The 23,127-nt window shown below is 69.6% G+C and carries 20 protein-coding genes and 2 tRNA genes; 17 read left to right on the forward strand and 5 right to left on the reverse strand.

Features of this window, described 5'->3' with window-relative positions:
• Positions 1-54: 54 nt before the first annotated feature.
• Positions 55-540, forward strand: a complete 486-nt coding sequence (locus tag STRNI_RS27675; RefSeq protein ID WP_018088275.1) for a ribose-5-phosphate isomerase — start codon at positions 55-57, stop codon at positions 538-540.
• 70 nt (positions 541-610) lie between these two features.
• On the forward strand, positions 611-1,432 hold the full coding sequence (locus tag STRNI_RS27680; RefSeq protein WP_018088274.1) for an Fpg/Nei family DNA glycosylase: 822 nt from the start codon (positions 611-613) through the stop codon (positions 1,430-1,432).
• A gap of 67 nt (positions 1,433-1,499) precedes the next feature.
• Here the strand turns inward: STRNI_RS27680 and STRNI_RS27685 are convergent, their stop codons facing one another.
• Entirely contained in the window at positions 1,500-2,729 is a 1,230-nt protein-coding gene (locus tag STRNI_RS27685) for a GNAT family N-acetyltransferase (RefSeq protein ID WP_277412227.1), read from the reverse strand.
• 127 nt (positions 2,730-2,856) lie between these two features.
• On the opposite strand from STRNI_RS27685, the gene STRNI_RS27690 reads away from it, so the two are divergent.
• Positions 2,857-4,002: a PP2C family protein-serine/threonine phosphatase gene (locus tag STRNI_RS27690; RefSeq protein ID WP_026169397.1), complete on the forward strand. Its 1,146-nt coding sequence runs from the start codon at positions 2,857-2,859 to the stop codon at positions 4,000-4,002.
• Positions 4,003-4,185: 183 nt separating this feature from the next.
• On the opposite strand, the gene STRNI_RS27695 is transcribed toward STRNI_RS27690, so the two are convergent.
• Positions 4,186-5,316, reverse strand: coding sequence for an acyltransferase family protein (locus STRNI_RS27695; RefSeq protein ID WP_109889754.1), 1,131 nt, complete (start codon positions 5,314-5,316; stop codon positions 4,186-4,188).
• Between the two features lie 649 nt (positions 5,317-5,965).
• Here STRNI_RS27695 and STRNI_RS27700 point away from each other — a divergent pair.
• A complete protein-coding gene (locus STRNI_RS27700) occupies positions 5,966-6,160 on the forward strand; it encodes a hypothetical protein (protein WP_026169395.1) in 195 nt (64 codons plus the stop codon).
• 43 nt (positions 6,161-6,203) lie between these two features.
• On the opposite strand, the gene STRNI_RS27705 is transcribed toward STRNI_RS27700, so the two are convergent.
• Together STRNI_RS27705 and STRNI_RS27710 are read right to left on the reverse strand one after the other, a co-directional pair.
• Positions 6,204-6,581, reverse strand: coding sequence for an arsenate reductase family protein (locus tag STRNI_RS27705; RefSeq protein ID WP_018088269.1), 378 nt, complete (start codon positions 6,579-6,581; stop codon positions 6,204-6,206).
• A 113-nt stretch (positions 6,582-6,694) separates the two neighbouring features.
• A tRNA-Gly gene (locus STRNI_RS27710) sits at positions 6,695-6,765 on the reverse strand.
• A gap of 181 nt (positions 6,766-6,946) precedes the next feature.
• On the opposite strand from STRNI_RS27710, the gene STRNI_RS27715 reads away from it, so the two are divergent.
• From STRNI_RS27715 to clpX, 5 genes are all read left to right on the forward strand, one after another.
• Positions 6,947-7,023 (forward strand) — tRNA-Pro (locus STRNI_RS27715).
• Positions 7,024-7,256: 233 nt separating this feature from the next.
• Complete coding sequence (gene tig / locus STRNI_RS27720; protein WP_018088268.1) at positions 7,257-8,639, forward strand: trigger factor; 1,383 nt, start codon at positions 7,257-7,259, stop codon at positions 8,637-8,639.
• Positions 8,640-8,933: 294 nt separating this feature from the next.
• Positions 8,934-9,536 (forward strand): ATP-dependent Clp protease proteolytic subunit, encoded by a 603-nt coding sequence (locus STRNI_RS27725; protein WP_030283915.1) that lies wholly within the window; start codon positions 8,934-8,936, stop codon positions 9,534-9,536.
• 66 nt (positions 9,537-9,602) lie between these two features.
• Positions 9,603-10,280: an ATP-dependent Clp protease proteolytic subunit gene (locus tag STRNI_RS27730; protein ID WP_026169394.1), complete on the forward strand. Its 678-nt coding sequence runs from the start codon at positions 9,603-9,605 to the stop codon at positions 10,278-10,280.
• A gap of 169 nt (positions 10,281-10,449) precedes the next feature.
• Positions 10,450-11,733 (forward strand): ATP-dependent Clp protease ATP-binding subunit ClpX, encoded by a 1,284-nt coding sequence (clpX, locus tag STRNI_RS27735; protein WP_020397704.1) that lies wholly within the window; start codon positions 10,450-10,452, stop codon positions 11,731-11,733.
• A gap of 84 nt (positions 11,734-11,817) precedes the next feature.
• Here clpX and STRNI_RS27740 read toward each other — a convergent pair whose 3' ends face one another.
• The gene (locus tag STRNI_RS27740) at positions 11,818-12,771 is read right to left on the reverse strand and encodes a hypothetical protein (RefSeq protein WP_093644054.1); all 954 of its coding nucleotides are present in this window, start codon (positions 12,769-12,771) and stop codon (positions 11,818-11,820) included.
• A gap of 163 nt (positions 12,772-12,934) precedes the next feature.
• Between STRNI_RS27740 and STRNI_RS27745 the strand changes: the two genes are divergently transcribed.
• The 8 genes from STRNI_RS27745 to mreD all read left to right on the forward strand — a co-directional run bounded on the left by STRNI_RS27745 (position 12,935) and on the right by mreD (position 23,106).
• Positions 12,935-15,556 carry a valine--tRNA ligase gene (locus STRNI_RS27745; protein WP_274735605.1) on the forward strand — a complete coding sequence of 874 codons (2,622 nt, stop codon included), beginning with the start codon at positions 12,935-12,937 and terminating at the stop codon, positions 15,554-15,556.
• A gap of 243 nt (positions 15,557-15,799) precedes the next feature.
• On the forward strand, positions 15,800-17,254 hold the full coding sequence (locus STRNI_RS27750; protein WP_266442178.1) for a peptidoglycan D,D-transpeptidase FtsI family protein: 1,455 nt from the start codon (positions 15,800-15,802) through the stop codon (positions 17,252-17,254).
• 131 nt (positions 17,255-17,385) lie between these two features.
• Positions 17,386-18,900, forward strand: a complete 1,515-nt coding sequence (folC, locus tag STRNI_RS27755; protein ID WP_018088262.1) for a bifunctional tetrahydrofolate synthase/dihydrofolate synthase — start codon at positions 17,386-17,388, stop codon at positions 18,898-18,900.
• Between the two features lie 2 nt (positions 18,901-18,902).
• Positions 18,903-19,244, forward strand: a complete 342-nt coding sequence (locus STRNI_RS27760; protein ID WP_109889747.1) for a DUF4233 domain-containing protein — start codon at positions 18,903-18,905, stop codon at positions 19,242-19,244.
• Between the two features lie 241 nt (positions 19,245-19,485).
• On the forward strand, positions 19,486-19,899 hold the full coding sequence (ndk, locus tag STRNI_RS27765; RefSeq protein WP_093644061.1) for a nucleoside-diphosphate kinase: 414 nt from the start codon (positions 19,486-19,488) through the stop codon (positions 19,897-19,899).
• A 294-nt stretch (positions 19,900-20,193) separates the two neighbouring features.
• Positions 20,194-21,213, forward strand: coding sequence for a rod shape-determining protein (locus STRNI_RS27770; protein WP_003985182.1), 1,020 nt, complete (start codon positions 20,194-20,196; stop codon positions 21,211-21,213).
• Positions 21,214-21,456: 243 nt separating this feature from the next.
• Positions 21,457-22,389, forward strand: a complete 933-nt coding sequence (mreC, locus tag STRNI_RS27775; RefSeq protein WP_018088259.1) for a rod shape-determining protein MreC — start codon at positions 21,457-21,459, stop codon at positions 22,387-22,389.
• A gap of 3 nt (positions 22,390-22,392) precedes the next feature.
• Positions 22,393-23,106: a rod shape-determining protein MreD gene (gene mreD / locus STRNI_RS27780; RefSeq protein WP_159488264.1), complete on the forward strand. Its 714-nt coding sequence runs from the start codon at positions 22,393-22,395 to the stop codon at positions 23,104-23,106.
• Positions 23,107-23,127 lie beyond the last annotated feature (21 nt).

Raw genomic sequence — 23,127 nt, forward strand, 5'->3', positions numbered from 1 at the left:
CCCCGGGCAGACCCAGCCGCGCCTACCCGACGGCGCCCGTGTCACACTCATCGCATGCGCGTGTACCTCGGCTCCGACCATGCCGGTTTTGACCTCAAGAACCACCTCGTCGAGTGGCTCAAGGCCCATGGCCACGAGCCCGTCGACTGCGGACCCCACATCTACGACGCCCAGGACGACTACCCGCCGTTCTGCCTGCGCGCCGCGGAGAAGACCGCCGCCGACCCGGACAGCCTCGGCATCGTGATCGGCGGCTCCGGCAACGGCGAGCAGATCGCCGCCAACAAGGTCAAGGGCGTGCGGGCCGCGCTGGCCTGGAGCGAGGAGACCGCCAAGCTCGGCCGCGAGCACAACAACGCCAACGTCATCTCCGTGGGCGGCCGGATGCACACCGAGGAAGAGGCGACCAAGTTCATCGAGGTCTTCCTCAGCACCCCCTACTCGGGTGAGGAGCGCCACACCCGCCGCATCGAGATGCTCTCGGCCTACGAGACCACCGGCGAGCTGCCCGCCATCCCGGCCCACCACCCGCAGGGCTGACCACCGTTCATCCCGTCGCCCGCCCGCCCCGGCCGCCGGGGCGGGCGGGCGCGCCCACTGGAGGACCTCCGTGCCCGAGGGGCATACGATCCACCGCCTCGCCCTGGACCACCGCTCCCGCTTCGAGGGCGAACGGGTCCGGGTGAGCAGTCCGCAGGGCAAGTTCACCGGTGGTGCGGCCCTCATCGACGGCCAGGTGATGACCGGCGCCGAGGCGCACGGCAAACACCTCTTCCTGGGCTTCGGCCCGGACCGCTGGGTCCATGTCCACCTCGGCCTGTTCGGCAAGCTCGGCTTCGGCGCGGCCCCGGCCCCGCCGCCCACCGACACGGTGCGCCTCCGTCTCGCGAACCCCTCCGCGTACGCCGACCTCCGCGGCCCCACCACCTGCGCACTGATCACCGACGCCGAGAAGCACGCGATACACGACCGGCTCGGCCCCGATCCGCTGCGCCCGGGGGACGACGGCACCCGCGCCTGGCAGCGGATCTCCCGCAGCCGTACGACCATCGCGGCGCTGCTGCTCGACCAGAAGGTCATCGCCGGCGTCGGCAACGTCTACCGCGCCGAGGTCCTCTTCCGCCACCACATCGACCCCTACCGCGCGGGCCGCGACCTCACCCGCGCCGAATGGGACGCCCTCTGGGCCGATCTGGTCTTCCTGATGGCCGAGGGCGTCCGGCACAACCGGATCGACACCGTCCGCCCGGAGCATCTGCCGGAGGCCATGGGCCGCCCGCCCCGGGTCGACGACCACGGCGGCGAGGTCTACGTCTACCGCCGCGCCCACATGGGCTGCCACATCTGCGGCAGCGAGATCCGCACCGCCGGCCTCGCCGCCCGCAACCTCTTCTGGTGCCCGGGCTGCCAGCCGGGCACGGGCGGCGGCTGACGGGCGGGATGCCGCCCGGAACCGCCGCGGAACGCCCGTTCCGCGGACCCGGCAGCGGGGGAGGCCCTCAGAACCCGTGCGGCAGCCAGGGCGCCACATCCGACCCGAACGCCACCGAAGCCGCCGCCAGCGCACCGGGCCGCAGCTCCCGCACCCGTCCCGCCGCCGCCAGCGCCGTCAGGGAGAAACCGCCCAGATACGCCGACCCCAGCTCCCGCACGGACAGCGCCAGCCCGGCCGGGTCCGTGGTCCGCGCACAGGACGCACCCGTCCCGTCGCCGGTCAGCCACCAGCGCCCCTCGTTCCACGGGCAGAACGGGTCGGTGACTTCCAGCACCACATCCACCGGCGTCCGGTACGTCCGCGCCGCCAGCGCCGCGCCCACCTCCACCGGCCGCACGAACAGCGACTCCCGCAGCACAGGTACGCAGCGCCGCATGTCCCCGACGAGATGCGGCAGCGGATCGTCCACCGGCCGGGTGCGCACCGACACCGACGACGTCAGATCGATCCCGAACAGAAAGCGCCACAGCGCCGCGTACACCACCGCGTCCAGTGCCTCGATGTGCCGCACCCGCACCACACCCGCCGGCCCGGCGTCGTCCCAGACCGGTTTGACCGCATAGCGCACATAGCCCCGGACCTCGCCGTCCACCTCGGCCACCACACACTGCAGTTCCCCGGCCCCCTCCCGCTCGCCCGGAGGGTCCAGCACCGCCATCCGCGCCCAGCCGGGCCGCCGCGCCAGCATCCCGGGCCGGGCAGGCACCAGTTGGGCGTAGACCCGCTCGCAGTCGGCCAGCGCGGCCGCCGGGTCCACCAGCCGCAGCCCTACCTCGTCCACACCGGGCAGCTCGGGGGCGGCCAGCCGCAGGGTGTCCACGGTCAGCTGCATTTCCTGGGCCGCCGCCCCGTAGCCGAACCGGCCGTAGATCGCCGGCTCCGAGGCGGTCAGCACCGCCAGCGGCTCCCCGCGCTCCCGGACGTCCGCCAACTGGTGCCGCATCATCTCCCGCAGCAGCCCGCGGCGGCGGTGCGTCGGCTGCACACTGACCATCGTGACCCCGGCCGCCGGCACTTCGGCGCCGCCCGGCACGGTGAGCCCGAAGGAGAACGCCCCCGCCGTGGCGACACAGTCCGCGCCGTCCCAGACGCCGAACGAGCGGCCGGTCTCGGTGACCTCACGCCGGACGGCCCGCTGCTCCGGGGTCGGGGGCGGCTCGCCGAACGCCCGGTTCAGCGTGTCCGACCAGGAGTCCCACTCGACGTCCCGCAGCATCCGTAATTCCGTCGCCATGCCTCATCCCTAGCAGCACGCTCCACGGCGGCGCGACCGCATTTCGAACGGGGTTTCCCGGGAATTTTCCGGCCTGACGTGCGGCGAATCGACGCACCGCCGAACGGGTGGATAAGGTCCCAGAGCAATGACAAGCGGCCAGGGAACGGAAACCCTGACGGCCCGGATGCACAAACGTCTGCACCGGGCCCGCATCGGCGTGCGCAAGGCCGGTGTCGACTACTTCCGCGGTGAGGGCTCCGACCGGTTCGCGCTGGCCGCCCTGCTCATCGCCATACCCGCCATCGCCGCGGGCACACTCTGGTGGCCGGAATGGATCGCCCCGACGGCGCTGGTCCTCCCGGTCATCGCCGGCGGACTGCTGTTGCGGCCGGCCAACCTCCTCGTCCTGTACGGCGCTTCCGCGACCGCGCTGGTCGTCGAGTCCGCCCTGTTCGGCCCGTACGACGAAGGGCCGGAACGGATCACTCCGGGCACGGTCCTGGTCGTCGCCGCGGTCGGGCTCTTCGGGCTGCTGATCGCCCAGTTCCGCAGCCGGGTCGGGGTGCCCTGGCGACGCGGCGGCACCATGCTCTTCGACCTGCGCGAACGCATCCGCGTCCAGAGCACGCTCCCCAAGCTGCCCCCGGCCTGGCACCACGAGATGGCGCTGCGCCCGGCCGGCGGACAGTCCTTCTCCGGCGACTTCGTGGTGGCCTCCCGCACCCACGGCGGCACCATCCTCGAAGTGGTGCTGACCGATGTCTCCGGCAAGGGCATGGACGCGGCCTCCCGCGCACTGCTGCTCTCCGGCGCCTTCGGCGGTCTGCTCGGCTCGCTGCCGCCGCACGGCTTCCTGCCCGCCGCCAACGGCTATCTGCTGCGCCAGGACTGGGACGAAGGGTTCGCGACCTCCATCCACCTCGTCCTCGACCTGGAATCCGGCGACTACGAACTCTTCTCCGCGGGCCATCTGCCGGCGTTGCAGCTCAGCGCCGGCACCGGCCGCTGGGAGGAGAAGTCGGGGGACGGGCCGCTGCTCGGCGTCTATGACGGCGCCCAGTTCGACCCGGTCAAGGGCACGCTGCGGACGGGCGACGTGCTGATGCTGTTCACCGACGGCCTGGTCGAGGCCGCCGACCGCGATATCGCCGAGGGCATCGACCGGCTGACCGGCGAGGCCGACCGCTATGTCGCCGGCGGCTTCGCCGGCGCCGCCTGGCATCTGATCGAGGCCGTCGCCAAGGACGTCAACGACGACCGGGCGCTGCTGCTGATCTGCCGGGACGCGTAACGGGGCCGGACGGCAACGCCGGAGGCGGACGCGTCCCCGCCGGATGCCCTCCCGAGAGGGACGTGGGGGGACGTTCTTCAGCCTTTTCCGCGGCCGTTCTCAGGGGCGCCGCGGGCCCGGGACGCCGGCCATGACATGGCGTGAACCGACCACAGCATCCGTCCGGCCCGGGCGCACGGCCCCTCAGGCGCTGACGCGCGCCCGCGCCGTATCGGCCGGGTCCTTGCGGAACGCCCAGGCCATCGTCGGCTCCATGGCGAAGCGGAACACCCTGCGGACCGGCGGGGTGCACAGCGCCGTCACGATGCCGCCCGCGAGCAAGGTGACCGCGATCTCACCGAGCGGGGTGTGCAGCCAGGCGTAGTCGTCGAACCAGCCCCAGAACCGCGAGCCCTTGGCCAGGAAGCCGTGCAGCAGATAGCCGTAGAGCGTCCCCGCGCCCAGCACCGTGAACCATGTCTGCCGCGTCGGCACCCAGGCGAAGAAGCAGGCCACCAGCACGATCGAGCAGCCGAAGAGCGCCGGGGTCATCACCGCGCCGACCCACCAGGTGGTGCCCAATTCCTGGGCGCTGTCCCGGTGGTAGAACCACGCCGAGGACATCCTGGGCGCCGCCCAGTAGGCCATCACCAGCGCCGCGGCGAAGATCGGCAGCGACGCGATCCGCACCGCCCGCCGCTGCACCAGCTTGAAGTGCTCCGGCCGCAGCATCAGCCCCAGGACGAAGAACGGCAGGAACTGCAGCACCCGCTGGAGGTCCAGATCGTCCCCGATGTCCGGTGAGACGGAGGCGAGTACGGCGATGGCCACCGCGAGCGGAATCGGCCAGCGCACGACCTGCCACAGCGGGGTGGTCAGCCGCCAGATGAACAGGGCCACCAGGAACCACGTCAGGAACCACGGGTCGAGCAGGCTGATGGGGTGCCCGGGATCGTCGTCCGCCCAGCGCTTGAAGAACGCATAGGCGGTCTCGAAGAGGACGTAGGGGACCGCGACCCCGGTGACCAGCCGCTGCAGCCGGTCCTTGCGCATGTCGAAGCTGCGCGAGAAGTAACCGGAAATGATGATGAAGGCCGGCATGTGGAAGGTGTAGACGGTCATGTAGAACGCCTCGGCCGCCCGGCTGCCGTCGGTCAGCGGCTCCCATGCGTGCCCCATCGCCACCAGCACGATGGCCAGGTACTTCGCATTGTCGAAGAACGGGTTACGGCCACCGGTCTTCGGCGCGGGCGCCGCCGCGCCCTCCGCGGCGCCGGACGGCTGAGCCGTGGGCCCGGTCCGGTCCGTACCCGCCGCCTTCCGGGCAGGGGGCATCGCGCGTCGGGGTGTCGAGGCAGCGGGAAACATTTGAGGCACGATAGCGGCGGTCGGCAGGCGCGTAAAACCGTCTGCGGGCCCTTCGTTATTTCCCTGGGTGCCGCTCGGGAGAGCGCCCGGATAAAATCCGCAATCGCCAGGGGCGTGGCCTCTCAGTGCTGCCCGATTCGCCCCCCGTTATCCCCCCAAATCGGACCGTATCCCCCGCAAACGACTCTGGGGGAATGTCCCATTCCTTAGTCTTATGTCCGAATGCCAATAAGCCTTTGAAGCGCCCCGTAAGGCAGTGACGGATGCCACGAATTTGAAATTCCCCGTGGCCGGTTAATGATCAGAATGCGGCGGGAAAATGATCGCCGCGAATTACCGACGCGGCGTCAGGCGGGGAAATTTTCCCACCTTGGGCCCGACTCGACCCGTCCCCCGTCCCCGCCCCGCGCGGCCCCCGTGCCGTCGCCCGCTCGTCGTCCGTACGCCACCCCGCCGTGGCCCCTCGTTCACGGGCGGCCGGAATCGGGCAAAGCGTTGGCCGATGATTCGTCACCGGCCTGCAGTGGGCATGGAGTTGGTGGCACGATGGGTGCAGGGGGGTGTGCGCGGCATGCCCCCGGGCCGGTGAGGCGTTCCGACCGAGGGTGTGATCAGTGTGGCTCTTTCGCTGTCAGTGGTGCTGCTGTTGGGGATCATCATGATCGTGCTGATCAGAGGGAAGTCCCTCAAGGGAGGCCCGGCGCTCGTCGCCATACTGTTCGGCTTCTTCCTCGCCTCCACGGGCGTGGCGCCGTCCATCAACAAATTCCTCAACTCCCTGGCGGACACCATCAACCACATCACCTTCTAGGTGGTCCGCCGGCCCTCCGCCAGGCGCCGCACAAGGTCCCGCCCTACGAGGTCTCGCCCCCGGTCCGCGCCACTGCCTCGCGTACGGCTTCCTCGCTGCGTCCCACCAGCGCCGAGCCGTCGTCCGCGGTGATGATCGGCCGCTGGATCAGCCGGGGGTGCGCCGCCAGCGCCGCGATCCACCGCTCACGCGCGGCGTCGGTGCGCTCCCAGCCCCCGAGGCCCAGCTCCTTGGCCTCGGCCTCCTGGGTCCGGGTGATATCCCAGGGCTCCAGGCCCAGCCGCGTCAGCACGTCCCGCAGGTCGTCGGCGCTCGGCGGGTCCTCCAGGTACTTGCGCACGGTGTACCGGGCGCCTTCCTCGTCGAGGATCTCCACGGCGGAACGGCACTTGGAACACGCGGGATTGAGCCAGATCTCCATGCAGGCCACCTTATTGATCCGCGACCGCGGAGCGAAGAGGCGTGCAGGAACCCGGCTACCCGTTCCGTACAGCGGAAAACCCCAGGCCGACCGGCCTGGGGCTTCCTCCTGCGAGCGGGCGACGGGAATCGAACCCGCGTAGCCAGTTTGGAAGACTGGGGCTCTACCATTGAGCTACGCCCGCAAGCGCCACAGGTCGCACGGACCTCGGCACGCAGTGCATCCTAGCGGGTCGCGGCGGTGCACCGCACATCCCTTCCCGAGGACGGTGCGCGTCGCGCGTACGACCCCATCTCCCGCCACCGGGCGCCCCGATAACTGGCAGCCGTAGCGTCGACGGCCATGTACCCTACGTGTCGCACCGACGGGGTGTGGCGCAGCTTGGTAGCGCGTCCGCTTTGGGAGCGGAAGGTCGTCGGTTCGAATCCGGCCACCCCGACCAGTAGCAGGTCAGCCCGATGACAGCAGTCGGGCACGGCCTCGGCCCACCGTGGCGGCACCGTATGACCGGCCGCTGTTCAAGATCGCGTTGTGGGCGTCATCCTCCTTGCGGTTACTATGCAAGCTGCGTGCCCGTGTGTCTGTGTACCGGGCGTGATCGGCCGGTACCGGAAAAGCCGGATACGGGAAGATCTCAAGCAGAACCCCAGAAGTCAGCCCCAAGGAGACCGAACCGTGAAGAGCGCCGTGGAGACCCTGAACCCGACTCGGGTTCGGCTCACTGTCGAGGTGCCCTTCGAGGAGCTCAAGCCCAGCCTCGACGCGGCGTACAAGAAGATCAACCAGCAGGTCACGGTGAAGGGCTTCCGCCAGGGCAAGATCCCGGCGCGCGTCATCGACCAGCGGTTCGGCCGCGGTGCCGTGCTGGAGGAGGCCGTCAACGACGCGCTCCCGAAGTTCTACACCGAGGCGGTCAACGAGGGTGAGCTCAACGTCCTCGGCCAGCCCGAGGTCGACATCACCGAGCTGAAGGACGGCGAGCTGCTGGCCTTCACCGCCGAGGTCGACATCCGTCCCGCCCTCGAGATCCCGGACTACTCCGGCATCGAGGTCGAGGTCGACGCCGTCGAGGTGTCGGACGAGGACATCGACAAGTCCGTCGAGCAGCTGCGTGAGCGTTTCGCCACGACCTCCCCGGTCGAGCGTGCCGCCCAGGACGGCGACGTCCTGACGCTGAACCTCGAGGCCAAGGTGGACGGCGAGGTCCTGGAGGACGGCGTCGCCGAGGGCGTCACCTACACCGTCGGCTCCGGTGAGCTCCTCGACGGCATCGACGAGGCCGTCAAGGGCGTCGAGGCCGGCAACTCCGCCACCTTCACCTCCGAGCTCAAGGGCGGTTCCGCCGAGGGCAAGGAGGCCGAGGTCAAGGTCGAGGTCACCGAGGTCAAGTCCCGCGAACTGCCCGAGCTGGACGACGACTTCGCGCAGCTCGCGAGCGAGTTCGACACCTTCGAGGAGCTGCGCGCGGACAGCCGCAAGCGCCTCGAGCAGATGAAGAAGTACGACCAGGCCACCCAGGCGCAGGAGAAGGTCCTGGACGAGCTGCTCAAGCTCGTCGAGGTGCCGATCCCCGAGAAGCTGCTCGCGGACGAGATCGAGACCCGCAAGCACAACCTGGTCAACCACCAGCTCGGCCAGATGGGCCTCGACCTCGCGAAGTACCTGGAGATCCAGGGCAAGACCGAGGAAGAGTTCGACGCCGAGACCAAGGAGCAGGCCGAGAAGGGCATCAAGACCCAGTTCATCCTGGACGAGCTGGTCAACAAGGAGAAGCTGAACGTCAGCCAGGAGGAGCTCACCGAGCACCTCATGCGCCGCGCGCAGTCCTCCGGTATGTCCCCCGACCAGTTCGCCCAGGCCGTCGTCGAGGGCGGCCAGGTACCGATGCTCGTCGGTGAGGTCGCCCGCGGCAAGGCCCTCGCGGTCGTCGTCGAGGCCGCCACGGTCAAGGACAGCAACGGCGAGGTCATCGACCTCGACGACGAGGACGAGACCGCCGAGACCGTCGAGGCCGAGGGCACCGACGCCGAGGCCGCCGACGAGAAGCCCGAGGCCTGAGCCACGGTCGCCTCGCGGCGTCACGAAGACCGCTGATTACGGGCCCGAACACGCACGTCCGCGTGTTCGGGCCCGTACTCGTACCGGACCGGTGAGCCTGCGCTCACAGCGAACAGTTATCGATGCGGGATGGCGTTGTCCGACCTGCGCGTTAGGGTCCGTAGATACGAGGGCAGGGGAGTCCCTGAAACCGCGCCGGGGCGACACACGGCGCCGATCCCCGCGCCCCAGAAGACGACGCTGAGACGGCCTGGAGCCGTCCGACAACGAGCAGGTGGACACGTGACGATCCCGATGCCTTCCGCCGCCGCTGAGCCGACCTTCGGTGGCCTCGGCGACCAGGTCTACAACCGGCTGCTCGGCGAGCGGATCATCTTCCTCGGCCAGCCGGTCGACGACGACATCGCCAACAAGATCACCGCGCAGCTGCTTCTCCTCGCCGCGGACCCGGACAAGGACATCTTCCTCTACATCAACTCCCCGGGCGGCTCGATCTCGGCCGGGTTGGCGATCTACGACACCATGCAGTACATCAAGAACGACGTGGTGACGATCGCGATGGGCCTCGCCGCCTCCATGGGACAGTTCCTGCTGAGCGCCGGCACCCCGGGCAAGCGCTTCGCGCTGCCGAATGCCGAGATCCTCATCCACCAGCCCTCCGCGGGCCTGGCGGGTTCCGCGTCGGACATCAAGATCCACGCCGAGCGGCTGCTGCACACCAAGAAGCGGATGGCGGAGCTGACTGCCTTCCACACCGGTCAGACCGTCGAGCGGATCACCCAGGACTCCGACCGCGACCGCTGGTTCTCCGCCGATGAGGCCAAGGAATACGGCCTGATCGACGATGTCATGACCTCCGCCGCCGGCGTTCCGGGCGGGGGCGGCACGGGCGCCTGAGGCCCCGTACCACTCGCCCTTCAGCCCCCAGCCCACTTGATCGCCACCAGGACGGTGAACACCACGATGAACAACTTCCCCGGCAGCGGCCTCTCGCAGGGCGCCGAGTCCGAGTTTTCCGGCCCGCGCGCCGAGTCCCGCTACATCGTCCCGCGCTTCGTCGAGCGCACGTCGCAGGGTGTGCGCGAGTACGACCCGTACGCGAAGCTGTTCGAGGAGCGCGTGATCTTCCTCGGCGTGCAGATCGACGACGCCTCGGCCAACGACGTCATGGCGCAGCTGCTGTGCCTGGAGTCGATGGACCCGGACCGGGACATCTCGATCTACATCAACTCCCCGGGCGGTTCCTTCACGGCGCTCACCGCCATCTACGACACGATGCAGTTCGTGAAGCCCGACATCCAGACGGTCTGCATGGGCCAGGCGGCCTCCGCCGCGGCCGTGCTGCTCGCCGCCGGCACCCCCGGCAAGCGGATGGCGCTGCCGAACGCCCGGGTGCTGATCCACCAGCCGTACAGCGAGACCGGCCGCGGTCAGGTCTCCGACCTGGAGATCGCCGCCAACGAGATCCTGCGGATGCGTTCGCAGCTGGAGGAGCTGCTGGCCAAGCACTCCACCACCCCGATCGAGAAGATCCGGGACGATATCGAGCGTGACAAGATTCTGACGGCCGAGGAGTCCCTGGCGTACGGTCTGGTCGACCAGATCGTCTCGACGCGGAAGTCGTCGGTCTCGATCGGCTAGCGGTCTTCGCACAATGAGCCGGAGCGTTGCCCCCTTGGACCGGGTTCGGACCGAGTGAACCGAGTCCGTCCAAGGGGGGCCCGTACGGGGGGCCCGGCAAGGTACCGTCGATAGGCAAGCACCCGGGTCCGTGGAGCAATACGGATCCCAGGCGAAGGGGAAGCACCTCGTGGCACGCATCGGTGACGGCGGCGACCTGCTCAAGTGCTCATTCTGCGGGAAGAGCCAGAAGCAGGTGAAGAAGCTCATCGCGGGACCTGGTGTGTACATCTGCGACGAGTGCATCGACCTCTGCAACGAAATCATCGAGGAGGAGCTCGCCGAGACCTCCGAGGTGCGGTGGGAGGAACTCCCCAAGCCGCGGGAGATCTACGAGTTCCTGAACGGCTATGTCGTCGGCCAGGATCCCGCCAAGAAGGCGCTCTCGGTGGCCGTCTACAACCACTACAAGCGGGTGCAGGCGGGCGAGAACGGCCCCGGCCGCGGCGAGGAGGGCATCGAGCTCGCCAAGTCCAACATCCTGCTGCTCGGCCCCACCGGCTCCGGCAAGACCCTGCTCGCGCAGACCCTCGCCCGGATGCTCAACGTCCCCTTCGCGTTCGCCGACGCCACGGCGCTGACGGAGGCCGGCTATGTCGGCGAGGACGTCGAGAACATCCTCCTCAAGCTGATCCAGGCCGCGGACTTCGACATCAAGAAGGCCGAGACCGGCATCATCTACATCGACGAGATCGACAAGGTCGCCCGGAAGAGCGAAAACCCGTCGATCACCCGCGATGTCTCCGGCGAGGGCGTCCAGCAGGCGCTGCTGAAGATCCTGGAAGGCACCACCGCTTCCGTCCCGCCCCAGGGCGGCCGCAAGCACCCGCACCAGGAATTCATCCAGATCGACACCACCAACGTCCTCTTCATCGTCGGCGGTGCCTTCGCCGGCCTGGAGAAGATCATCGAGGCCCGGTCCGGCGCCAAGGGCATCGGCTTCGGCGCCACGATCCGCTCCAAGCGCGAGATCGAGTCCAAGGACCAGCTCCAGGACGTCATGCCGGAGGACATGGTGAAGTTCGGGATGATCCCGGAGTTCATCGGCCGTCTCCCCGTCCTCACCTCGGTCCACAACCTCGACCGCGAGGCCCTGCTGCAGATCCTGGTCGAGCCGCGCAACGCGCTCGTCAAGCAGTACAAGCGCCTCTTCGAACTCGACGGCGTCGAGCTCGACTTCGACCGCCCGGCCCTGGAGGCCATCGCCGACCAGGCCATCCTCCGCGGCACCGGCGCCCGCGGTCTGCGCGCCATCATGGAGGAGGTCCTCCAGGCGGTGATGTACGAGATCCCGTCTCGCAAGGACGTGGCCCGTGTCGTCATCACCGAGGACGTCGTCCACTCGAACGTGAACCCGACCCTGGTCCCGCGCAACCGCGGCGACTCGGGGGAGCCGCAGGAGAAGAGCGCGTAGGGCGCACCCATCGTTGTACGAGAGCCGCCCGGCAGCATCCAAGCTGCCGGGCGGCTCTCGTGGTTCCGGGGCGACGCGGGGGCGCTACTTCTCCTTGCGGACCTCGTTGCGGATCTTGGCGGTCTTCTCGGAGAGCTCCTCGGCGCTGGGCGTCGAGGCGGTGGCGGGCCCGGAGGGGGTCGGGGCGGCCACCATCTGAACGAGGCCGAGGGCGCTGTTGTCGCCCCAGATGCAGGTGGAGGCGGTGATGGGCACGGTCACGCCGCCCTGGGAGACCGTGATCTTCTGCGTCCGGCACTTCATCACCGTGCCGTCGAAGTCACTCGGCGAGTACTCGGTCGTCGGAGTGACGTCCTCGATCTTGGCACTGCGCATGGTCTTCTTCTGGTTCTCGTCGGCCTTCGCGAGCATCTGGCTCACGGCGCCCTCGGGGTCGGCGACGTTTCCGTACAGACCGGTCACGGTCGCCGACAGCCCGCCGTCAGCCGTGTACTTGCCCTGGACGCCCTTGCTGTTGGTGATGCCGAGGGCCTTGGCCTCCTTGTCGTTCGAGAAGTCCTCGGCCCCTCCTCCCGTGGGGCTCTTCATCTTGGAGAACTCCGCGTTCAGCAGCTTCTCCGGCAACGAGATCGTGTACGGCTTCACTTCCCCGCCCGAGCCGAAGGCGAAGTACGCGCCCACGCCGATCGCCGCGACGACCGCGACCGCGCCGATGATCAGACCGACCTTCTTGCCGTTGCCGCCGCTCTCCTCCGGGCCCTGCGGGATCATGCCGTAGGGCGTCTGCTGGCCGCCGTACGGGGCCTGCTGGCCGTAGCCGGGCTGGGCGCCCTGCTGGGGGTAGCCGTAGCCCTGCTGCGGGGGCGCCTGGCCGGCCTGCTGGGGGTAGCCGTAGCCCTGCTGCGGAGGCACCTGGCCGCCTTGCTGCGGGTAGCCGTAACCGGGCTGGGGGGCCGGCGGCTGCTGCGGCTGGCCGTACGGGCCCGGCTGCGGGGGCTGCTGTCCGTACGGGCCGGGAGGCGGCTGGTTGAAGCTCATGGAGCGGTTCCCCTCGTGACAACTGAATCCAGTTGAAGTTCTGCGTGTGAAGTTCTGCGATGTTTATGCGCTGCCGACATCCTGTACGACGCCGCTGACAACCGTTGCCCCGGGGGCGAAACCGATTCGAAGCTGCTACATCCGCGCCCGTACACTGTCCGTCGTGACCGAGAACACTCAGCAGAGCAACCACAGCGCCCCCGAACTGCCGACTCAGTACACGCCGGCCGATGTAGAGGGGCCGCTGTACGAGCGCTGGGTAGAGCGGGGCTACTTCGAGGCGGACGAGAAGAGCGACAAGCCGCCGTACACCATCGTCATCCCGCCGCCGAACGTCACCGGGTCCCTGCACCTGGGGCACGCCTTCGAGCACACCCTCATCGACGCGCTCACCCGCCGTAAGCGCATGCAGGGCTACGAGACCCTCTGGCAGCCCGGCATGGACCACGCCGGTATCGCCACCCAGAACGTCGTCGAGCGCGAGCTCGCCAAGGAGGGCGTCTCCCGGCACGACCTGGGCCGCGAGGCGTTCGTCGAGCGGGTCTGGCAGTGGAAGAACGAGTCCGGCGGCCAGATCTCGGGCCAGATGCGACGGCTGGGCGACGGTGTCGCCTGGTCGCGTGAGCGGTTCACGATGGACGAGGGCCTCTCCAAGGCCGTCCAGACGATCTTCAAGCGGCTGCACGACGACGAGCTGATCTACCGCGCCGAGCGCATCATCAACTGGTGCCCGCGCTGTCTGACCGCCATCTCGGACATCGAGGTGGAGTACCAGGACGACGACGGCGAGCTCGTCTCCATCCGGTACGGCGAGGGTGATGCCTCGATCGTTGTCGCCACCACGCGTGCCGAGACGATGCTGGGTGACACCGCGGTCGCCGTCCACCCGGAGGACGAGCGGTACGCCCATCTCGTCGGTACCGAGATCGAGTTGCCGCTGACCGGCCGCCGGATCCCGGTCGTCGCCGATGAGCATGTCGACCCGGAGTTCGGCACGGGTGCGGTCAAGGTCACTCCGGCCCACGACCCGAACGACTTCGAGATCGGCCGCCGGCACGGGCTGCCCAACCTCGCCGTGCTCGACGAGCGCGGTGTCATCACGGCGCACGGCCCCTTCCAGGGCCTGGACCGCTTCGAGGCCCGTTCCGCGATCGTCGGTGCGCTGCGCGCGGACGGCCGGATCGTCGCCGAGAAGCGTCCGTACACGCACTCCGTCGGGCACTGCTCGCGCTGCAAGACCACCGTCGAGCCGCGGCTGTCGATGCAGTGGTGGGTCAAGGTCGGCCCGCTGGCGAAGGCCGCCGGGGACGCGGTCCGCGAGGGCAAGGTCAAGATCCACCCCAAGGAGATGGAGTCCCGCTACTTCGGCTGGGTCGACAACCTCCACGACTGGTGTATCTCGCGCCAGCTGTGGTGGGGCCACCGGATTCCGGTCTGGTACGGGCCGGAGGGCGAGGTCGTCTGCGTCGGACCGGACGAGGAGCCGCCGAGCGGCGAGGGCTGGCACCAGGACACCGACGTCCTCGACACCTGGTTCTCCTCCGGGCTGTGGCCGTTCTCCACGCTCGGCTGGCCCGAGCAGACCCCGAGCGTCGAGAAGTTCTATCCGAACTCCGTCCTGGTCACCGGCTACGACATCCTCTTCTTCTGGGTCGCCCGGATGATGATGTTCGGGCTGTACGCGATGGACGGCACCCCGCCGTTCCACACCATCGCGCTGCACGGCATGGTCCGCGACCAGTTCGGCAAGAAGATGTCCAAGTCCTTCGGGAACGCGGTCAATCCGCTGGACTGGATGGACGAGTACGGTTCGGACGCCGTCCGGTTCACGCTCGCCCGTGGCGCCAACCCCGGTGTCGACGTCCCGATCGGCGAGGCCTGGGTCCAGGGCTCCCGCAACTTCGCCAACAAGATCTGGAACGCCACGCGGTTCGCGCTGATGAACGGTGCGACGGTGGAGGGCGAACTCCCGCCCGCCGAGCAGCTGTCGGCGACCGACCGGTGGATCCTGTCCCGGCTGAACTCGGTCGTCGCCGAGGTCGACGCGTACTACGACGACTACCAGTTCGCGAAGCTGTCGGACACCCTCTTCCACTTCGCCTGGGACGAGGTCTTCGACTGGTACGTCGAGCTGTCCAAGACCACCTTCATGGCGGGCGGTCCGGCCGCCGACGCCTCGCGCCGGGTGCTGGGTGAGGTCCTGGACGTCACCCTGCGGCTGCTGCACCCGATCGTGCCGTTCGTCACCGAGACCCTGTGGACGGCGCTGACCGGCGGTGAGTCGGTCGTGATCGCCGACTGGCCGAAGGACTCCGGCTTCCGGGACGCGGCGGCGGAGCGGGAGATCGAGACCGTTCAGCAGGTCGTGACCGAGGTCCGCCGGTTCCGCTCCGACCAGGGGCTCCAGCCGGGCCAGAAGGTCCCCGCGCGGCTGGACCTGTCCGGTACGGCGCTGGCCGCGCACGAGGCCGCGATGCGCTCGCTGCTGCGGCTGCAGCCGGCCGGTGACGGCTTCAGCGCCACCGCCTCGCTGCCCGTCGCGGGTGCCACGGTGGCCCTGGACCTGTCCGGCACCATCGATGTCGAGGCGGAGCGCAAGCGCCTGACGAAGGACCTGGGCGCGGCCGAGAAGGAGAAGGCGCAGGCCACCGCCAAGCTCGGCAACGAGGCGTTCCTGGCCAAGGCGCCGGAGAAGGTCGTGGACAAGATCCGCGGCCGGCTGGAGGCCGCGGAGGCGGACATCGTCCGGATCACCGCGCAGCTGGCTTCCCTGCCCCAGGCGTAACGGCGGCAGACACCGCGGGCCCCTCGTCCTCACGGGCGGGGGGCCCGCGCCGTTCCCGGGGAGCCGTCCGCCCGCGGGAGGGGTGCCGTCCGGGGGGCCGCCGGGCCTGTCCGGGCCCCGGCGGGCGGGGCCCCGGCGGCGGTCGGGCCGTTCTCATCGCGCTCTCATCTGGCCGAGGCACGGTGGACCGGAATGCCGTGGTGACGGCAGCACCGCACGCCCCGTACCGAGGAGCCGCGCCCCATGAACAAACCGCTGCGACGGGCCGCGGTCTTCTGTCTGGCCCTGATCGTCGCGCTGATGGGCTGGACCACCTGGCTCCAGGGCGCGAAGGCCAGTGACTACAAGGAGGACCCGCACAATCCGCGGGTGACGATCGGCAAGTACGCGGCGCCGCTGGGCAACATCCTCGTCGACGGGCAGCCGGTCACCGGCTCCGCCGCCACCTCCTCCTCGCTGAAGTACAAGCGGACCTACAAGGACGGCCCGCTGTACGCGCCGGTCACCGGCTTCACCTCGCAGATCTTCGGCAGCAACCAGCTGGAGAGCCTGAACGGCGATCTCCTGGACGGCTCCGACAGCCGGCTGCAGAGCCCCGCCGACGCGCTGACCCGTAAGCGGGCCAAGGGCGGCGATGTGGCCACCACCATCGACTCCAAGGTGCAGAAGGCCGGCTACCGGGCGCTGGGCGGCAAGAAGGGCGCCGCCGTCGCCATGGACCCGGCCACCGGCCGGATCCTGGGCATGGTGAGCACTCCGTCGTACGACCCGGGGACGTTCGCCGGGTCCGCCGCCACCGACCAGAAGGCGTGGCGGAAGATGTCCGGCGACGCGGACCACCCGGAGGTCAACCGGGCGCTGCGGCAGCCGCTGCCACCCGGCTCCACCTTCAAGCTGGTGGTCGCCGCGGCCGCGCTGGAGAACGGCCTGTACCCCTCGGTGGACGAGCCCACCGACAGCCCCGACCCCTACACCCTCCCGCACACCCGCACCAAGCTCACCAACGAGAACAAGGCCGCGCCCTGCAAGAACGCGGACATCCGCACCGCGCTCCAGTACTCCTGCAACACCGTCTTCGCGAAGATGGCCGTCGACCTGGGCAAGGACAAGGTGAAGGCGCAGGCCGAGAAATTCGGCTTCAACGACGGCGAGGTGGACACCCCGGTGCGGGCCGGCAAGAGCGTCTACCCCGGGAAGATGGACGACGCGCAGACCGCGCTGTCCGGGATCGGCCAGTTCGACGACCAGGCGACCCCGCTGCAGATGGCGATGGTCACCTCGGCCCTCGCGAACGGCGGCGAGCTGAAGACCCCGCAGCTGGTCGACAAGCTGACCGACGGCGGCGGCAACACCATCGAGGAGAACGGCCCGAAGACCTACGGCGACGGCAAGGCCCTGTCGGCGCGCTCGGCCCGGCAGCTGCAGTCGGCGATGCAGACGGTCGTGGACAAGGGCACCGGCTCCGGTGCGAAGATCGGCGGACTGACCGTCGGCGGCAAGACCGGCACCGCCCAGCACGGTGTCGACAACAGCGGTACGCCCTACGCCTGGTTCGTCTCGAACGCCGAGGACGGCAAGGGGCACCGGGTGGCGGTGGCCGTGATGGTCGAGGACGGGCACGCCGCCCGCAACGAAGTCTCCGGCAACGGGCTGGCGGCCCCGATCGCGCGGGCCATGATGAAGGCGGCGCTGCCGTAGGCGCCGGCCGGCCCCCGGCGTAGGGGCGCACGCCGGGGCGCGGACCGGGCCGGCCGCCCCGGCCGCGGCGCGGTACCGGCGGAGGGCAACGCAGCGCACCGCTGTCACACGTGCCTCGTAGACTGGTCGGCGTGAGCGAGCGCCCCCAGAACGACGACCCCGACCCGAACGATGCCTTCGACGAACTGGTCGAGGCGGAGACCGACCGTGACCCCGATCTCGCGGTGATCGAGGCCGGCAGCCGGACCCTGCGCGCGCAGGCCGGCCCGCCGCAGGGGGACGGGATCCCCGCCCGGCCGGCCGATCCCGAGGTCGACCGTGCGCTGCGCGCCGTCGAGGAGGAGCTGGCGGGCCGCTGGGGTGAGACCAAGCTCGACCCGTCGGTGCAGCGCATCGCGGCGCTGCTGGACATTCTCGGCTCGCCGCAGCGGGCCTACCCGTCCATCCACATCACCGGCACCAACGGCAAGACCAGCACCGCCCGCATGATCGAGGCCCTGCTGGCCGCCTTCGACCTGCGCACCGGCCGCTACACGAGCCCGCACGTCCAGTCCATCACCGAGCGGATCAGCCTGGACGCCGCCCCGATCCCCGCCGAGCGCTTCATCGAGACGTACCGCGACATCGCCCCGTATGTGGAGATGGTCGACGCCCAGCAGGAGTACCGCCTGTCGTTCTTCGAGGTGCTGACGGCGATGGCGTACGCCGCCTTCGCGGACAGCCCCGTGGACGTCGCGGTCGTCGAGGTCGGCATGGGCGGCACCTGGGACGCGACGAACGTCATCGACGGCGATGTCGCCGTGATCACCCCGATCTCGCTGGACCACACCGACCGGCTGGGGGAGACCCCCGAGCAGATCGCCGGTGAGAAGTCCGGGATCATCAAGAAGGACGCGACGGTCGTGCTGGCCCAGCAGCCGGTGGACGCGGCGTCGGTGATGCTCAAGCGCGCGGTCGAGGTGGATGCCACGGTTGCCCGTGAGGGCATGGAGTTCGGGGTGCTCTCCCGTGAGGTGGCCGTCGGCGGGCAGATGCTGACGCTGCGCGGGCTGGGCGGCGAATATCCCGAGATCTTCCTTCCGCTGTACGGCGCCCATCAGGCGCACAACGCCGCGGTGGCCCTCGCCGCCGTCGAGGCGTTCTTCGGCGTCGGCTCGGAGCACGCCCGCACGCTGGACATCGACACCCTCCGTTCCGCGTTCGCCGCCGTCACCTCGCCCGGCCGGATGGAGGTCGTGCGCCGCAGCCCGACGGTCGTGCTGGACGCGGCCCACAACCCGGCGGGTGCGCGGGCGGCGGCCGAGGCCGTCACCGAGGCGTTCGGGTTCAGCCGGCTGGTCGGCGTGGTCGGCGCCAGCGGGGACAAGGACGTACGGGGCTTCCTGGAGGCCTTCGAGCCGATCTTCGCCGAGATCGTGGTGACGCGTAATTCCAGCCATCGTGCGATGGATCCGGATGAGCTGGCGGCCATCGCCGTCGAGGTCTTCGGCGCCGAGCGGGTCCAGGTGGAGCCGCGGCTCGACGACGCCCTGGAGGCGGCGATCACCCTCGCCGAGGAAGAGGGCGAGTTCTCCGGTGCCGGTGTGCTGGTGACCGGCTCGGTGATCACGGTCGGCGAGGCCCGGCTGCTCATGGGGAGGAGCTGACCATGCGCACGCTGTGTGCGGGCACTCTGATAGGCGAATTCTTCGTGATCGGCTTCGCCGGCCTGGTCGCGATGCAGATGACCGAGCTGTCCACGGCCACGGTCTGGACGGTCAGCGGGATCGCGATGCTGCTGAGCCTGCTGCTGTGCGGGATGCTGACCCGTCCGGGGGGCGTCCAGCTCGGCTGGGCGCTGCAGATCGCCCTGATCGCCAGCGGCTTCGTGGTCCCGACGATGTTCTTCCTGGGTGCGGTCTTCGCCGCCCTGTGGTGGGCGTCGGTCCATTACGGCCGCAAGATCGATGAGGCGAAGGCCCGTTGGGCGGAATCGCCTACGGCGGGTTGATTCCCACGTTCTCGGGTGCGGCGCCGTCGCGCCTGCGGCGGGCGTGATCCGCTGCGCGGGGCTGTCTCGGGTGCGGTGACGGACCTCCGGGGCCGGCTTCCAGGACTGCTTCGCTTTACGTCCTGGAAGCCGGCCCCTCCGGCCCGTCCCCTCCCGCGGGTGGGTGGGTAAAGGCAGATGGGCCCTCCCCTGTAGCCTCAAGGCACCCGCTGACCGTTGTTCATATCCAGGGAGTCCCTCCGTGAGCCAGCGCACCCTCGTCCTCCTCAAGCCTGACGCCGTCTCGCGCGGTCTGATCGGCGAGATCATCGGCCGTATCGAGAAGAAGGCCGGCTGGACGATCAGCGCGCTGGAGCTGCGCAGCCTGGACCGCGGGATCCTGGAGCAGCACTACGCGGAGCATGTCGGCAAGCCGTTCTACGAGCCCCTGGTCGCGTTCATGTCCTCCGGTCCGGTGGTCTCGATGGTCGTCGAGGGCGAGCGGGTGATCGAGGGCGTACGTGCGCTGGCCGGTCCGACTGACCCGATTGCCGCGCCGAGTGGGTCCATTCGTGGGGACTTCGGAACGATCACCCGGGAGAATCTGATCCATGCCTCGGATTCCGAAGAGTCCGCGGAGCGTGAGATCAAGATTTTCTTCCCGGGCATTTCCTGACACTTCATCAGCTGCACACCCCCCGTGACCTGGGGCGACCGACGAAATCATCGGTCGCCCCTTGGTGTATCCGACACGATCGGGGGAACGCATCTCCGCGACACGACGTCACCATTGAGGGGGGCGGGTGCGTGTACGGCTGACAATGGCGGAACAGCCTCCCGACGTGTTCGAGTGGGCGCACTACGAACTACGATGGAGGCTTCCGCGCCTCACAGCGCATCACCTCCTGCCGACCTCCAGTAAGCATTCGCTCCAGTTGGGAAGGCCAGACGTATCCTCATGGGGAACAACATGTCGTTCATCGGCCGTGACATGGCTGTCGACCTCGGGACCGCCAACACGCTGGTGTACGTCAGGGGCCGCGGAATCGTCCTCAACGAGCCGTCGGTCGTGGCCATCAACACCAACACCGGCGGGATTCTCGCGGTGGGTGCTGAGGCGAAGAAGATGATCGGGCGCACGCCCGGCAACATCGTCGCCGTACGGCCCCTGAAAGACGGCGTGATCGCCGATTTCGAGATCACCGAGCGGATGCTCCGCTACTTCATCCTGAAGATCCACAAGCGCCGCTATCTGGCCCGTCCGCGGGTCGTCGTGTGCGTCCCCTCCGGTATCACCGGAGTGGAGCGCCGCGCGGTGATCGAGGCCTCGACCCAGGCCGGCGCGCGCCAGGTCCACATCATCGAGGAGCCGATGGCCGCCGCGATCGGGTCCGGTCTGCCGGTCCACGAGGCCACCGGCAACATGGTCGTGGACATCGGCGGCGGTACCACCGAGGTCGCGGTCATCTCGCTCGGCGGCATCGTCACCGCCCAGTCCATCCGGGTGGCCGGCGACGAGCTCGACAACGCGATCATCCAGCACATCAAGAAGGAGTACAGCCTTCTGCTGGGCGAGCGCACCGCCGAGAGCATCAAGATCACCATCGGTTCGGCGTACGACCTCGAGCAGGACGAGCACACCGAGATCCGCGGCCGTGACCTGGTCTCCGGCCTCCCGAAGACCGTGGTCATCTCGGCCGCCGAGGTGCGCAAGGCCATCGAGGAGCCGGTCAACTCCATCGTCGACGCGGTCAAGACGACCCTCGACAAGTGCCCGCCGGAGCTGTCCGGTGACGTCATGGACCGCGGCATCGTGCTCACCGGAGGCGGCGCCCTGCTGCGCGGCCTCGACGAGCGGCTGCGCCGCGAGACCGGTATGCCCATCCACATCGCCGAGGACCCGCTCGACTCCGTCGCGCTCGGTTCCGGCAAGTGCGTCGAGGAGTTCGAGGCGCTCCAGCAGGTCCTCGACTCCCAGCCGCGCAGGTAGCAAGGGCCGGGGAACCGACCGCGCCGCGCCGCCGAGCGGCGGCCGCGGCGGTCGGGCACCCCGGCGACAGCGGCCGGTCCGTCCGCCGGACCGGCCGGCATACGGGCGCAACCTCCCGACAGACACGGTGCACTGACGCTTCACCGTCCGGCACCGTCACACAGGCACAACGCTCAACTCCCGAACGAGACCGGCGGGGCCCGCAGCCGGCCGGTCCTACGAGGAAGGACACGGCCGCCGCACGTGAGGGACACACGAGAGAGCCGGCTGCTGCTGGTGCTGCTGGTCGCGATCGCGTTCGCGCTGATCACGGTCGATATCCGCGGCGGCGAACAGTCCCCGCTCGATGGTGCCCGGCAAGCCGCCGCCTCCGCCTTCGGCCCGGTCGAGAGCGGCGTCGCCCGCGTCGTCGACCCGGTAGGCAACGCGGTCGGTGCCGTACGGGACTCCGGCCGGCGGCACGACCGGATCAGCAAGCTGGAGCACGAGAACGAGGCCCTGAAGGCCAAGCTCGGCTCCTCCGACCGGAACCGCAGCCGCGCCGCCGAGCTCGACAAGATCCTCAAGACCGCCGGCACCGGCCAGTACGCCATCAAGGGCGCCCAGGTCATCGCCATCGGCTCGGCCCAGGGCTTCTCCTGGACCGTCACCATCGACGCCGGCAGCCGCGACGGCATCCGCCGCGACATGACCGTGCTCAACGGCGACGGTCTGGTCGGCCGGGTCACCACCGTCGGTGCCGGCACCTCCACCGTCCTGCTGGCCGCCGACCCCGACTTCACCGTCGGCACCCGCATGGAGAAGACCAACGAGATCGGCTTCGCCAACGGGCAGGGGGTCCGCTCGCTGCGCGTCCAGCTCCTCAACGGCCGGGCCAACATCAAGAAGGGCGACCGCCTGGTCACCTTCGGCTCCAGCAAGGACAAGCCGTTCGTGCCCGGGGTGCCCGTCGGCAAGGTCGTCAGGGTCGAGCCGTTCAACGGCGATCTGACCCGCACCCTCCAGGTCCGGCCCTTCGTCGCCTTCTCCCAGCTCGACATCGTCGGCGTCGTCGTCCAGCCGCCCCGTGAGGACCCGCGCGACACCGTGCTGCCGCCCCAGCCGGCCAAGCCCAAGCCGACGCCGACGGTCACCGTCACGGCCACCCCCTCCGCGAGCGTTCCTCCCAGGAGCTGACCGATGCGCATCAACCGGATTCTGCTCTCGGCCCCGCTGGTGGTCGTCGCCCTCGTCATCCAGGTCACCATCCTCGCCAGACTCCAACTGCCCGGCGCCGTACCGGACCTGCTGCTGCTCGTGGTGGTCGGCCTGGCGCTGGTCTACGGCCATGTCGGCGGCGCCCTCCTCGGCTTCTTCGCCGGGCTGCTGGCCGATCTCGCCCCGCCGTCCGACCACGCCATCGGCCGCTATGCGCTGGTGCTTTGCGTCATCGGCTACGCGGCGGGCCTGACCAAGCCGGAGTCCGGCCGGCACCGCTCGGCGACGGTGCCGCTGATGGTCGTCATCGGCGCCGCGATCGGCTCGACGCTGATGTACGCGGGCGTCGGCGCGCTGGTCGGCGACACCGCCGCCCGACACGTCGGCATCGTCGGACTGCTGCTCAGCGCCACCCTCTACGACCTGCTGCTGGCCCCCTTCGTGGTGCCGCTGGTGATGGCCGCGGCGCGCAGAACCGAGGGCGATCCGCTGACCGGCGACGGCACGAGCGGCGCGAGTGGCTCCGGCGGCACCTCCGGCTACGGCTGGCTCACCACCGGCACCGGCCTCAAGGCCAGCCGCGGTGCCATGAAGTCCGTGCGCTCGGGCGCCCGGATCGGCAGCCAGCGCGGCGGTCTGCTCGGCAAGTCGGCCCGCGACAAGGTGGGCCGTATCAAGGGGGTCAAGCGGCTGTGACGCTCTTCCGTCCTTCGACCA

This window comes from Streptomyces nigrescens (assembly GCF_027626975.1).
In the GTDB taxonomy this organism is placed as follows: domain Bacteria; phylum Actinomycetota; class Actinomycetes; order Streptomycetales; family Streptomycetaceae; genus Streptomyces; species Streptomyces nigrescens.

What these genes read in the sequence shown, in the direction of transcription:
- STRNI_RS27675 (WP_018088275.1), top strand. Translation starts at nt 55, where the DNA reads ATGCGCGTGTACCTCGGCTCCGACCATGCCGGTTTTGACCTCAAGAAC.
- STRNI_RS27685 (WP_277412227.1), bottom strand. Translation starts at nt 2,729, where the DNA reads ATGGCGACGGAATTACGGATGCTGCGGGACGTCGAGTGGGACTCCTGG.
- STRNI_RS27690 (WP_026169397.1), top strand. Translation starts at nt 2,857, where the DNA reads ATGACAAGCGGCCAGGGAACGGAAACCCTGACGGCCCGGATGCACAAA.
- STRNI_RS27695 (WP_109889754.1), bottom strand. Translation starts at nt 5,316, where the DNA reads ATGCCCCCTGCCCGGAAGGCGGCGGGTACGGACCGGACCGGGCCCACG.
- STRNI_RS27705 (WP_018088269.1), bottom strand. Translation starts at nt 6,581, where the DNA reads ATGGAGATCTGGCTCAATCCCGCGTGTTCCAAGTGCCGTTCCGCCGTG.
- STRNI_RS27725 (WP_030283915.1), top strand. Translation starts at nt 8,934, where the DNA reads ATGCCTTCCGCCGCCGCTGAGCCGACCTTCGGTGGCCTCGGCGACCAG.
- STRNI_RS27730 (WP_026169394.1), top strand. Translation starts at nt 9,603, where the DNA reads ATGAACAACTTCCCCGGCAGCGGCCTCTCGCAGGGCGCCGAGTCCGAG.
- STRNI_RS27740 (WP_093644054.1), bottom strand. Translation starts at nt 12,771, where the DNA reads ATGAGCTTCAACCAGCCGCCTCCCGGCCCGTACGGACAGCAGCCCCCG.
- STRNI_RS27750 (WP_266442178.1), top strand. Translation starts at nt 15,800, where the DNA reads ATGAACAAACCGCTGCGACGGGCCGCGGTCTTCTGTCTGGCCCTGATC.
- STRNI_RS27760 (WP_109889747.1), top strand. Translation starts at nt 18,903, where the DNA reads ATGCGCACGCTGTGTGCGGGCACTCTGATAGGCGAATTCTTCGTGATC.
- STRNI_RS27770 (WP_003985182.1), top strand. Translation starts at nt 20,194, where the DNA reads ATGTCGTTCATCGGCCGTGACATGGCTGTCGACCTCGGGACCGCCAAC.
- mreD (WP_159488264.1), top strand. Translation starts at nt 22,393, where the DNA reads ATGCGCATCAACCGGATTCTGCTCTCGGCCCCGCTGGTGGTCGTCGCC.